Below are 12,046 nucleotides of genomic sequence, written 5' to 3' on the forward strand. Positions count from 1 at the left end.
CGCCGTCTCCCGCCTCGTCATCGAGGGGGTGCCTGAAGATCACCCCATCCACGTCAGCATAGGCTGTGCCGAGTACAGGACTGAGGATGACAATCTCGGGGAGCTGATCCGCCGGGCCGACGAGGCCATGTACGGTGCCAAGCTGGCGGGGCGCAACCGGGTGGTGAAGGCGGCCTGATCCCGAACCGCCCTTCAGCCCCTCATGCCGGGCTGGGTATTTTTCACTCGCGCGGGTATAATGTCGCGCAATTTTGCTTTGACTCAGGCGAGAAGGCCCATGTAACGCAGCGCTCCTCCTTTTTCCACCTGCGGGTTCCATGACCCGGCTGCGTGGCGTCGTTGTCTGCATGGGAGCCCTGATCCCAAGGTGCTGTCCCGCATTTATTCCCACGGTGGCTCCAGGCCGCCGCTCAATAGAAGAACGTCGAATTATGTCAGCTGAATTTCTGAGTGAAGTCTCCAAGAGACGCACTTTTGCGATCATCTCGCACCCGGATGCGGGTAAGACCACCATCACCGAAAAAGTCCTGCTGTTCGGACAGGCCATTCAGCGCGCCGGTACCGTCAAGGGCCGTGGCTCAGGCCAGCATGCCAAATCCGACTGGATGGAGATGGAGAAGCAGCGCGGTATCTCCATCACCACCTCCGTGATGCAGTTCCCCTATGCGGACTGTCTGGTCAATCTGCTCGATACCCCGGGTCACGAGGACTTCTCCGAAGATACCTATCGTACGCTCACGGCTGTGGATTGCTGCCTGATGGTCATCGATGCCGCCAAGGGCGTCGAAGATCGGACCCGCAAGCTGATGGAAGTGACCCGGCTGCGGGACACCCCCATCCTCACCTTCATGAACAAGCTGGACCGCGAAGTGCGCGATCCCATGGAGGTCATGGACGAGGTGGAGCGCGAGCTGAAGATCATGTGCGCCCCCATCACTTGGCCCATCGGCTGCGGCAAGTCCTTCAAGGGGGTCTACCACCTCTACAAGGACGAGACCTATCTGTATCAGACCGGTCAGGGCCACACCATCCAGGAGAAGCGGGTGGTCAAGGGGTTGAACAATCCGGATCTCGATGCCGCCATCGGTGAAGATCTGGCCGCCCAACTGCGCGGCGAACTGGAGCTGGTGCAGGGCGCCTCTCCGGAGTTCGATCACGAGGCCTTCATCGCAGGCGAGATGACCCCTGTCTTCTTCGGGACGGCGCTGGGTAACTTCGGCGTCGACCACATGCTGGACGGCCTGACCGACTGGGCCCCGGCCCCCATGCCGCGCAAGGCCGAGAGCCGCGAAGTGGTGGCCACCGAGGAGAAGTTCTCCGGCTTCGTGTTCAAGATCCAGGCGAACATGGATCCGAAACACCGTGACCGTATCGCCTTTATGCGCATCGTCTCCGGCACCTACTCCAAGGGCATGAAGATGCGCCACGTGCGCATCGGCAAGGATGTGAACATCTCCGACGCCGTCACCTTCATGGCCGGTGACCGTGAGCAGGCCGTCGAGGCCTGCGCCGGTGACATTATCGGGCTGCACAACCACGGCACCATCCAGATCGGCGACACCTTCACCCAGGGTGAGGATCTCAAGTTCACCGGCATCCCGAACTTTGCCCCCGAGCTGTTCCGCCGCATCCGCCTGCGCGACCCCCTCAAGCAGAAGCAACTGCTCAAGGGGCTGGTGCAGCTCTCCGAAGAGGGCGCGGTGCAGGTGTTCCGTCCGCTTATCAGCAACGATCTCATCGTCGGCGCCGTCGGTGTGCTGCAGTTCGATGTGGTGGTCTCCCGCCTCAAGAGCGAGTACAACGTCGAGGCCATCTACGAGGCGGTCAACGTCTCCACCGCCCGCTGGGTGGAAGGGACCGACGTCAAGAAGTTCGAGGAGTTCAAGCGCAAGAACGAGGTCAACCTGGCCCTGGATGGTGGTGACAACCTCACCTATATCGCGCCGACCATGGTCAACCTGCGCCTGTCCCAGGAGCGTCACCCGGACGTTCAGTTCCGCCAGACTCGCGAGCACTGATACCTGCTCGCAAACCTTGATGGTTGACGATAAAAGAGACCCCGCTTCGGCGGGGTCTCTTTTTTGTGTCGTTTTGTCTAATAAGGACAGGCGCTGGGGGCTATGGTCCAGCCTATTGCCGGTAGCAAACGGCCCTCACCCTGGCCCTCTCCCAGAGGGAGAGGGAACCACATGATGCCTGCCCGAAAGAGAGCGGAATCCTGTTTTGCACCCTTCTCCCCTTGCGGGAGAAGGGCTGGGGATGAGGGGGCGCTCTACTCCAGTTCCAGCACCATGCAGATCTCGCAGGCGTCGTGGCCGGTGCAGCCAAGGGGCCCCGGCAGGTGCACGAAGCCCAGCGACTCGTAGAGGCTGGTGGCCTCGCGCAGATCGGCCGTGGTCTCCAGATAGCAGCGTTGGTAACCGAGCGTGCGTGCCTCGGCCAGGGCCTGCAGCACCAGCCGCCGCCCCAGCCCCAGGCCGCGCAGGGCGGGTAGGAAGTACATCTTCTGCAGCTCGCAGGTCCCGGCTTCCCCCGCCAGGGGGGCTATGCCGCCGCCGCCGAGAATGGCGCCGTCCGGCCCCTCTATGACCCAATAACGGCTGTGCTCGCCCTGATAGGTCTCGTGGAGGAAGTCGAGATTGGGATCCGCCACCCCGTAGCCCTTGTCGGCGGTGAGGCCGTATTCGGCAGAGACGGCGCGCACCACGGCGGCGATGGCGGCATTGTCCTCAGGCGCTATGGGCCTGATGCGATAGCCCTGCTGGCGGCGGGCGCGGGAGAGGGCGCTGCGATAGAGGCGCATGCCGTCCCAGAGCCGCTCGCGCTCTTCGGGGGCGAGCTGGGCCAAGGTCTCTGCCATGGCCTCATCCATCTGCCGGTGCAGCTCCTCAAGCTGCGCCTTGCCCTGTCCGGTGAGGGTCGCCTGCTTGCTGCGTCCGTCCGAGGGGTGGGGCTGCCAGACGATGAGCCCCCGCTCGGCGAGGCGGGCCAGGGGGCGGCTGGCGTTGGACTTGTCGATGCGCAGTTGCTCGGCGAGCTGCTGGTTGGTGGCGGGGCCATTCTCCAGCTCGATCAGCAGGTGGGCCTCGAGGGGGCTGAGGGCCAGGGAGCCGCACTGCTGGGAGAGCATGCCGAGTTCGCGTACCAGTTCCCGTGACAGGGCGCGCAGGGGGCGGGGATCCATCTTGTGAGTGTCCTTCTAGTTGTTACCTGCAACCAATATAGCCAACTGGTTGTTGATGACAACTATTTCATGAGCCAGAAGGCGGACACAAAAAAGGGCCCGGGAGAGGGGCCCAAACATTGGAAACCCGCGCCAGTGCGCGGATCCCATCCTTGGTCAGGAACAAGCTTGCCGGGCAAAGGCGGCCCGGCCTGCGTATGACTCGGGCTCGGCTTACACCAGCTCGGCCAGCATGGCCTCCGAGTAGGGCACCAGAGGCTCGGCGGCCTTGATCTTGTTCAGATAATCCGGGTTGGCGATAAGCGGACGACCGATGGCGACGAGATCGAAGCGGTCGGCGCGGATCGCCTCGGCGGCGCTCTCGGCACTGTAGTTGCCGACCCCCACCAGGTGGCCGTCGTAGTGGGCGCGCAGGTAGTCGGAGGCGCGGCCATCCAGGTAGTCGAAGGTGAGGCTGTCATCGAAGATGCCGAGGTGCACATAGGCCAGGGCACGCTTGTTCAGCTCGGCCAGCAGGTAATCGAACACGGCGCGATCCCGCGCATCGCCTTCGAGGTGCACATAGGCACCGGGGGAGAGACGCAGGCCCACCCGCTCGCTGCCGATGCGGGCGTTGATGGCATCCACCACCTCCAGCGCGAAGCGGCTCATGTTCTCCGGGCTGCCGCCGTACTGGTCGGTGCGCAGGTTGCTGGAGTGGTGCAGGAACTGGTCGATGAGGTAGCCGTTGGCACCGTGGATCTCCACCCCGTCAAAGCCCGCCTCGATGGCGTTGGCGGCGGCTTGGGCGTAATCCTCGACCAGTTGGGCAATGTCGCTCTCGCTCAGGGCGCGGGGCACCTGATACACCAGTTCGCGCATGCGCGGCACTGTGCCTTCATGGGCGACCGCAGACGGTGCCAGCACCTCGCCCTGATGGAAGAAGGGGTGGGAGAGACGACCCACGTGCCACAGCTGGGCGAAGATCTTGCCCCCCTTGGCGTGCACGGCCTCGGTGACCTGTTTCCAGCCTGCGATCTGCTCAGGGCTGTAGATGCCGGGGGTGTTGGGATAGCCCTGGCCGTCCGGGCGAATGATGGTGGCTTCGGAGATGATGAGGCCGATGTCGGCGCGGCGGCCATAGTAGGCAGCCATCTGCGCGGTCGGCACCAGTCCCGGGCCCGCCATGCAGCGGGTGAGGGGGGCCATCATGAAGCGATTCGCGAGGGTGAGGGTGCCGTTGAGGCGGTAAGGTTGAAACAGGGTATCCATGCAGAGCGTCCTCGGGGGTGATTCTTGAATGGGCATTCAAGACGTTTTTTGGTTTGTACGCAAGTCTTTTTTGAGCAAGCATTCAACATGGATTGGTCTTGCCTGCCTGCTGGGGTAAACTTGCCGCCCTGTTCCCCGGTACGCCGGGCCCTTGCCAGCGGAGATCCCATGCGCAGTGCCGAATTTGATCGGGACCTTGTCCTGCGAAGCGCCATGGAGGCGTTTCGAGCCAGAGGCTATGCCAAGACCACCATGCAGGATCTGGTGGCGGCGACCGGGTTGCACCCGGGCAGTCTCTATGCCGCCTTTGGCAACAAGCGGGGCCTGCTGCTGGCGGCGGTCGATCACTATGTGCAGGAGAAGGGCGCCCTGCGCCGTCGCTGCTTCGATCAACCGAGCCCGTTGGCCGGGCTGAAGGCCTTCTTCACCCAGTTGGTGGACGATGCCCTGCAAGGCTCCTGCCTGCTGACCCGCACCCTGATGGAGCTGGCGGAACAGGATGAAGAGTTGCACCTGCGCTTCAAGGTCATCTATGGCGAGCTGGAGAGCGACCTGGCGCAGCTGCTGCGTCAGGCCGGCGAGCAGGGGGAGCTGGCCCCCGGGTGCGACATTCCCACCCTGACCGCCTTCTTGCAGGTCAACATCCAGGGGCTGGTGACCTTCGCCCAGTGCCACCCAGACCCTGCCCTGCTGGGGGGCGTCGTCGATCAGCTGATGGCGGCCCTGACCCCTCGCCGCTGAATCCCGGCCCTCTGGGCCTATATTTGTCCCCGCTGCTTGCCCCTGCCTGCCCCCTCTTCCATCTTCATGGTGAGGATATCGGCAGGAGGAAAGGGAATGACCAGAAAGGCAACGTCTCGGGCGATACTGGCGCACTTCACCACGCCACGGCTCTCCATTGCGCAGCGCTTCGCCGCCGGCAAGGCCCTGCGGGAACAGTTTCCCCGCGAAGCTCACTCCTGGCTGCCGCCCGCGGCGTATGACAGGGATCCCATCACCGTGCTCAAGGCCCAGGCCACCACTCGCTTGAAGCAGCTGGTGCCGGTGCGCCATGCCAGGATGCAGGAGTCCCCCTTCGCCTTCCTGCGCGGGGCGGCCGCCATCATGGCGGGGGATCTCGTCGCCACTCCCCACTCCGGCCTCATGGTCCAGGCCTGTGGCGACATGCATGTCGCCAATATCGGCCTCTACGCGAGCGCCGAGCGCAACCTGGTGCTGGCCATCAACGACTTCGATGAGACCCACCTCGGCCCCTGGGAGTGGGATCTCAAGCGTCTGGCCGCCAGCGCTCTGGTGGCGGCCGAGTACCTGGGGGCCGACGCCGCCCGCCAGCGGGAGGCGGCCAGGATGATAGCGACCGGTTACCGCACCAAGCTGCGGGAATACGGCAAGATGGGATTTATGAGGGTCTGGTACGATCACATCGAACAGGCCTCTGTGCTCGATGCCTTCTCCGTCGATACCCATCAGCGCGTCAAGGCCACCTTCGCCAAGGCGCGGAGTCGCAACCACCTGCAGGTGCTCGGCAAGATGACGGATCTGGTGGACGATCAGCACAGGATCCGCGAACTCCACCCCTTTGTCATCCGCGAGACCCACACCGAGGACGGGGAGCCCGTCTATGAGGTGCTCGGCGAACTGCTGGAGGCCTATCTCGCCTCCCTGCCGGAGGACAGGCGCATACTGCTGCGCCGCTACCGGGTCGTGGACGTGGCGCGCAAGGTGGTGGGGGTGGGCAGTGTGGGCACCCGCTGCTGGGTGATCCTGCTGACCGGCGCCGACGATGACGACCCCCTCTTCCTGCAGGTCAAAGAGGCGCAACCCTCGGTGCTGGCCCCCTATTTCACCTCGGAAGACGACAGCGGCAACCAGGGGCGGCGGGTGGTGCGGGGGCAGCGGATGATCCAGGGATCGCCGGACATCTTCCTCGGCTGGTGCGAGCTTCGGGGCCGTCACTTCTATGTGCGCCAACTGCGGGATATGAAGGGGGGCATCGACATCACTCCTGGCATGGTCAAGCCCCGCCACTTCGTGGAGTATTGCCAGTTGTGCGGCTGGGCCCTGGCGCTGGCCCATGCCAAGTCGGGGGATGCGGCCCAGATCGCCGGCTACCTCGGCAAGTCGGAGGTGATGGATGAGGCCATCGCCGACTTTGCGGTGGCCTATGGCCAGCGCACCCGGGAAGATCATGCCCTGCTGCTGGCCGCCATCGCCCGCGGGGAGCTGCCGGTCGCCTCAGAGGCGAGGTGAGCGCTTCCCCTCACCCTGCCCTCTCCCGGAGGGGAGGGGAATCGATCGAGGCGCTGGTGGAGGCGAGGCTCGTAATGGTGATCATCTGTTGGTTGCCACGATTTATCCGCAGGCCGCCGATCTGCTCCCTTCTCCCCTTGCGGGAGAAGGGCTGGGGATGAGGGGGCACTAACCCGGACTCACCAACTCCTTCATCAACGTCTTCAACCAGATCAAGGCTGGCTGCTGCGCATGCACCGGGTGCCAGACGCAGTTGAGATGGTAGTCCGGCACGTCTTTGGGCAGCGGCAGGCTTTTCAGCGGCCAGTGGTTGGCGAGCAGCTCGGCCACCATGCTCGGCAGTACCAAGAGGTGGTCGCTCTGGCTAACGATGGCGGCGGCGGACATATAGCTCTGGCTGTTGACCGAGATGGTGCGGCTGTGCCCCAGGCTCTGCAAATAGCGGTCGAGGCTCGCCTCCGAGGTGCCGAGCGGCGAGTGGAACACATGGGGCATCTCGATAAGCTGGGCGAGCGTGATGCGCTCCTCCTCCAGCTCCAGGGTGGCGCGCACCAGCCCGGCCAGGGGCTCGGTGAGCCAGGTCTCCTTGCCCAGATACCCCGGCACCTGCATGTATTCGTCAAACCCCAGCACCAGATCGATCTCGCCGCTCGCCAGCTCGGCTTCGGGCAGGGTGTCGCGCAGTATGCGGATTTCTATGGTGACCCCGGGGGCCAGCCGCTTGAGGCGCTGTATCAGCGGCGGGATCAGCACGCACTCCACGTAGTCCGTGGTGCAGAGCACGAAGCGGCGCTTCGACTGGCGCGGCTCGAACAGCTCCTCCTCGCTGAGCTGCTGCTCCAGCAATCGCAGCACCTGCTGCACCCCCAGGTGCAGGCGCTGGGCGCGGGGGGTCGGCAGCATCCCCTGGGGGGTGCGCACCAGCAGCGGATCGTCAAAGAAGGCCCGCAGGCGATTGAGGGCATGGCTCATGGCGGGCTGGCTGATAAAGAGCGACTCGGCGGCGCGGGTCACACTCCCTTGCGTCATCAGGGCGTCAAGGGCGAGCAGCAGATTGAGGTCGAGCTGGTGCAGTTTCATGGGGGGATTATTCGCCGTGTTTATGGGACAATCCATCCTATTCATTTGATGGATGGGCACGCAACTTCTTACACTGCGACCCACTGTTATTTTTCCGGGTTCCCAGGTAAATCGGGGGGCCTCAATCCATGCAAGGAGCCTTGCGATGAGCATCAAGACCATCAACTCCATTCCGGCCGCCGACGGCTTCACCATGCCCGCCGAGTGGGCGCACCAGCAGGCCGTCTGGATGATCTGGCCATTCCGCCCGGACAACTGGCGCGTCGCCGGTCGCTTCGCGCAGGCCACCTTCGCCAAGGTGGCGGATGCCATCGGGCAAGCCACCCCGGTCTTTATGGGGGTGCCGGCCGAGTTTATGGAGCAGGCCCGCGCCATCATGCCCGCTCACGTCACCCTGGTCGAAATGAACAGCGATGACTGCTGGGCCCGCGACACAGGCCCGACAGTTGTCACCAACGCCGCCGGCGAGTGCCGTGGCGTGGATTGGGGCTTCAACGCCTGGGGCGGTCACAAGGGTGGTCTCTACTACCCCTGGGATCAGGACGAGAAAGTGGCGGCTCAGATGCTGGAGCAGCACGGCATGGATCGCTACGCCGCGCCGCTCATTCTGGAAGGGGGCTCCATCCATGTGGACGGTGAAGGCACCTGCATGACCACGGCCGAGTGTCTGCTCAACGAAAACCGCAACCCGCACCTGAGCAAAGAGCAGATCGAAGCGCACCTGCGCGACTATCTGGGTGTCACCAGCTTTATCTGGCTGGATGAAGGCGTCTACATGGACGAGACCGACGGTCACATCGACAACATGTGCTGCTTCGTGCGCCCGGGTGAAGTGGCCCTGCACTGGACTGACGACGAGAACGATCCCCAGTATGCCCGCTCCCTGGCCGCCCTCAAGGTGCTGGAAGCTGCGGTCGATGCCAAGGGTCGCAAGCTCAAAATCTGGAAGCTGCCCCAGCCGGGCCCGCTGTTCTGCACCGAGGAAGAGTCTGCCGGCGTCGAGAGCGGCAGCGGTGTGCCGCGCGAGGCAGAAGGTCGTCTGGCCGGCTCCTACGTGAACTTCCTTATCACCAACGATCGCATCGTCTACCCGCTGCTGGATGCCGCCACCGACGGCGAAGCCCAGCGTATTCTGGAAGAGATCTTCCCGGAGCACACCGTGGTCGGCGTCCCGGCCCGCGAGATCCTGCTGGGCGGTGGCAATATTCACTGCATTACCCAGCAGATCCCGTCCGGCAAATAAGCTGGTCGAAGAGTGCAGAAATTCAAAACCCCACGCCGTGGGGTTTTATCTCTTGATGACGTGATGGTGGCAGGCGCCGATGCGGCGATCACCATCACAAGCAGTCACCCTTTTACAGGAGATCAACATGATCGAAGTGACCGAGGTTTCCATTGCCGAGCTGCGCGGTGCGCTCGAATCGGGCCGCACCACAGCGGTCGAACTGGTCAAGGCCTATCTGGCCCGTATCGAGGCCTATAACGGCCCCGAGACTGACACCAAACTGAACGCCCTCGTGGTGCCCAATCCCGATGCCCTGAAAGAGGCGCAAGCGTCTGATGCCCGCCGCGCCCGTGGCGAAACCCTAGGGCCGCTCGACGGCATCCCCTACACCGCCAAAGACAGCTATCTGGTCAAGGGGCTGACCGCCGCCTCCGGCAGCCCGGCCTTCAAGGATCTGGTGGCCCAGCGTGATGCCTTTACCGTGGAGCGGCTGCGCGCAGCCGGTGCCATCTGCCTTGGCAAAACCAATATGCCGCCGATGGCCAATGGCGGCATGCAGCGCGGCGTCTATGGCCGTGCCGAGAGCCCCTACAACGCCGACTACCTGACCGCGCCGTTTGCCTCCGGCTCCTCCAACGGGGCCGGTACCGCCACCGCCGCCAGCTTCGCCGCCTTTGGTCTGGCCGAAGAGACCTGGTCGAGCGGCCGTGGCCCGGCCTCCAACAACGGCCTGTGTGCCTACACCCCGTCCCGTGGCGTCATCTCGGTGCGCGGCAACTGGCCGCTGACCCCGACCATGGATGTGGTGGTGCCCTATGCCCGTACCATGGCCGATCTGCTGGAAGTGCTGGATGTGGTGGTGGCCGACGATGCCGACACCCGTGGCGATCTGTGGCGCATGCAGCCCTGGGTCAAGATCCCCAAGGCCTCCGAGGTGCGTCCGGCTTCCTATCTGGAACTGGCTGCCAAGCCCGATGCCCTCAAGGGCAAGCGCCTCGGCGTGCCGCGCATGTTTATCAACAAGGATGAACTGGCCGGCACCAGCGAGCACCCCGGCATCGGCGGCCCGACCGGTCAGCGCATCCATACCCGCCCGACCGTGATCGCCCTGTGGGAGCAGGCCCGTCAGGCGCTGGAAGCCGCTGGCGCCGAAGTCATCGAAGTGGACTTCCCCCTGGTCTCCAACTGCGAAGGGGACAGACCCGGCGCGCCGACCGTGTTCAATCGCGGCATAGTCACCCCTGAGTTTCTCAACGACGAGTTGTGGGAGCTTTCCGGCTGGGCGTTTGACGACTTCCTGCGCGCCAACGGCGATCCCAAGTTGAACAAGCTTGAGGATGTCGATGGGCCCCAGATCTTCCCCCACGATCCGGGCACATTGCCGAATCGCGAGGGCGATTTGGCGGCGGGCATGGACGAGTACGTCAATATGGCCAAGCGCGGCCTGAAATCCTGGGACGAGATCCCCACAGTGCCGGACGGCCTGCGTGGGCTGGAACAGACCCGCAAGCTGGACTTGGAAGACTGGATGGACGGGCTCAAGCTCGACGCCGTGTTGTTCCCGACCGTCGCCGATGTGGGCCCGGCTGACGCGGACGTGAATCCGGCCTCCGCCGATATCGCCTGGAGCAACGGCATCTGGGTAGCCAACGGCAACCTCGCCATTCGCCATCTCGGCGTGCCGACCGTTACCGTTCCCATGGGGGTGATGGCCGATATCGGTATGCCGGTGGGCCTGACCTTCGCCGGTCGCGCCTATGACGACAACAACCTGCTGCGCGTCGCCTCGGCCTTCGAGTCCACCGGGAACAAGCGCAAGGTGCCGCCACGCACGCCGCCGCTGGGGTGAGTGTTGGTGTGAGTTAAATCTCTAGGATTCGTCCGGATGTAATGAAAATAAACCACCTGTTATGCGGGTGGTTTTTTAGTTCCAGTGCAGGGGGAATTCATATTTAAACGAAATCTGTAATTTTTCTTATATTTTATGAGGTGTTTATTTTATTAGTGTGGGTTCATGAATTACCACTTGAAATTTATTTTAAATTCTAACTAATAGTACTATTTACAACGTTGATCACCACATGTACAAATTGCTAAATGGATTAAATGATGAGTGGTGACAAAATGCCACCACTCAAGGCTTAGTTGTTTATTGAGCCGTAGAACCAGTACATTGATATTCTTTAGTTACAATCCAGTTTGAGCAACCGCCAAAACCGTCAGGCATATTACATTGCTTTGTCATTCCCCCAAAGGCTTCTGCATGGGTATAACCCCATACAGCACATCTTCTAGCTGCTAATAAAATTGCTTGTTCTTCACTTACTTGGGGGAGTTCAAACTGACCGAACTCATATGATAGCCTGATAACGCCATCGGCTTTACTTCCTCCCGTTGCAGACCAGTCCTTTGTTGTTGAACAACCACCTAATAGGATGGAAATAAACGCTAGAGAAATAGTTGTTTTTTTCATGTCATATCCTTATGCATTGGAATCCACAATGGGTCTTTGTGAATGTTATTGGGCGCCATTTAAATTATCATGTATTTTAATTAATTATGTGATCAGTGTCACCACTCTGGGATGGGAGGGTATTATGGGACGCCCACCATTTTTGCCTGCGATACTGGCTCAACAGAGAGCACAGAGGGAAGTGGTTATAACCATCACCATCGCCTGTTCATGTCAAATCCTGTTGCAGGAGACGCCTTACCTCCATGTGGTTACCGCTGTGTGCGGCAGCGTAATACTATGCTTGCAAGGGTGATTGCATATGTCGTGTATATCCCCCCTTTATCCTCAACCCTTCTCCCCTTGTTAATGGCAAATGGTGAAAAAATGGGAGGAATAGTTTTAACGTCTGCTCTACCTGTTTTCCCCAAATTCCGAGATCTGGTTTTCTGCTGCTGGCCCTCTAGGGAAGGTGCGAATAAGCGGGGAAATTCTTCTCGGCTGACTCAGTCATTTCATTTCTTCATGTTTGAGCCGATTTTTTCTCCCGTAAATGCCTTGAATCAGCCTATTTAGACCGTTTCTTCGCCATTTAAGGCGTTAT

The 12,046-nt window shown here is 61.9% G+C and carries 10 protein-coding genes; 6 read left to right on the plus strand and 4 right to left on the minus strand.

What is annotated here, in order from left to right; genetic code table 11:
• The first annotated feature begins 28 nt into the window (after window positions 1-28).
• Complete coding sequence (locus BN1127_RS21415; protein ID WP_231557470.1) at window positions 29-178, plus strand: diguanylate cyclase; 150 nt, start codon at window positions 29-31, stop codon at window positions 176-178.
• A gap of 250 nt (window positions 179-428) precedes the next feature.
• On the plus strand, window positions 429-2,018 hold the full coding sequence (gene prfC, locus BN1127_RS10095) for a peptide chain release factor 3 (protein WP_148304744.1): 1,590 nt from the start codon (window positions 429-431) through the stop codon (window positions 2,016-2,018).
• Window positions 2,019-2,272: 254 nt separating this feature from the next.
• On the opposite strand, the gene BN1127_RS21420 is transcribed toward prfC, so the two are convergent.
• Together BN1127_RS21420 and BN1127_RS10105 are read right to left on the minus strand one after the other, a co-directional pair.
• Window positions 2,273-3,184 carry a bifunctional helix-turn-helix transcriptional regulator/GNAT family N-acetyltransferase gene (locus BN1127_RS21420; protein WP_005324644.1) on the minus strand — a complete coding sequence of 304 codons (912 nt, stop codon included), beginning with the start codon at window positions 3,182-3,184 and terminating at the stop codon, window positions 2,273-2,275.
• 213 nt (window positions 3,185-3,397) lie between these two features.
• Entirely contained in the window at window positions 3,398-4,435 is a 1,038-nt protein-coding gene (locus tag BN1127_RS10105; protein WP_005324645.1) for an alkene reductase, read from the minus strand.
• Window positions 4,436-4,603: 168 nt separating this feature from the next.
• Between BN1127_RS10105 and BN1127_RS10110 the strand changes: the two genes are divergently transcribed.
• Both BN1127_RS10110 and BN1127_RS10115 read left to right on the plus strand, forming a co-directional pair.
• Window positions 4,604-5,176 (plus strand): TetR/AcrR family transcriptional regulator, encoded by a 573-nt coding sequence (locus BN1127_RS10110; protein ID WP_041206730.1) that lies wholly within the window; start codon window positions 4,604-4,606, stop codon window positions 5,174-5,176.
• Between the two features lie 96 nt (window positions 5,177-5,272).
• Window positions 5,273-6,685, plus strand: coding sequence for a DUF2252 domain-containing protein (locus BN1127_RS10115; protein ID WP_005324648.1), 1,413 nt, complete (start codon window positions 5,273-5,275; stop codon window positions 6,683-6,685).
• 168 nt (window positions 6,686-6,853) lie between these two features.
• Here the strand turns inward: BN1127_RS10115 and BN1127_RS10120 are convergent, their stop codons facing one another.
• A complete protein-coding gene (locus BN1127_RS10120) occupies window positions 6,854-7,765 on the minus strand; it encodes a LysR family transcriptional regulator (RefSeq protein WP_005324651.1) in 912 nt (303 codons plus the stop codon).
• Between the two features lie 145 nt (window positions 7,766-7,910).
• Here BN1127_RS10120 and aguA point away from each other — a divergent pair, with 145 nt between their 5' ends.
• Both aguA and BN1127_RS10130 read left to right on the plus strand, forming a co-directional pair.
• On the plus strand, window positions 7,911-9,008 hold the full coding sequence (gene aguA / locus BN1127_RS10125; protein ID WP_005324654.1) for an agmatine deiminase: 1,098 nt from the start codon (window positions 7,911-7,913) through the stop codon (window positions 9,006-9,008).
• 127 nt (window positions 9,009-9,135) lie between these two features.
• Window positions 9,136-10,839: an amidase gene (locus BN1127_RS10130; protein ID WP_005324655.1), complete on the plus strand. Its 1,704-nt coding sequence runs from the start codon at window positions 9,136-9,138 to the stop codon at window positions 10,837-10,839.
• Between the two features lie 300 nt (window positions 10,840-11,139).
• Here the strand turns inward: BN1127_RS10130 and yecR are convergent, their stop codons facing one another.
• Complete coding sequence (gene yecR, locus BN1127_RS21425) at window positions 11,140-11,463, minus strand: YecR family lipoprotein (protein WP_082030043.1); 324 nt, start codon at window positions 11,461-11,463, stop codon at window positions 11,140-11,142.
• Window positions 11,464-12,046: the final 583 nt, after the last annotated feature.

Source organism: Aeromonas media (assembly GCF_000819985.1).
GTDB lineage: Bacteria > Pseudomonadota > Gammaproteobacteria > Enterobacterales > Aeromonadaceae > Aeromonas > Aeromonas media.

Bases quoted from the DNA above. Each gene is read 5' to 3' on its own strand.
- aguA (WP_005324654.1), top strand. From the start codon at position 7,911: ATGAGCATCAAGACCATCAACTCCATTCCGGCCGCCGACGGCTTCACC.
- BN1127_RS21420 (WP_005324644.1), bottom strand. From the start codon at position 3,184: ATGGATCCCCGCCCCCTGCGCGCCCTGTCACGGGAACTGGTACGCGAA.
- BN1127_RS10105 (WP_005324645.1), bottom strand. From the start codon at position 4,435: ATGGATACCCTGTTTCAACCTTACCGCCTCAACGGCACCCTCACCCTC.
- BN1127_RS10130 (WP_005324655.1), top strand. From the start codon at position 9,136: ATGATCGAAGTGACCGAGGTTTCCATTGCCGAGCTGCGCGGTGCGCTC.
- BN1127_RS10120 (WP_005324651.1), bottom strand. From the start codon at position 7,765: ATGAAACTGCACCAGCTCGACCTCAATCTGCTGCTCGCCCTTGACGCC.
- BN1127_RS10110 (WP_041206730.1), top strand. From the start codon at position 4,604: ATGCGCAGTGCCGAATTTGATCGGGACCTTGTCCTGCGAAGCGCCATG.
- yecR (WP_082030043.1), bottom strand. From the start codon at position 11,463: ATGAAAAAAACAACTATTTCTCTAGCGTTTATTTCCATCCTATTAGGT.
- BN1127_RS10115 (WP_005324648.1), top strand. From the start codon at position 5,273: ATGACCAGAAAGGCAACGTCTCGGGCGATACTGGCGCACTTCACCACG.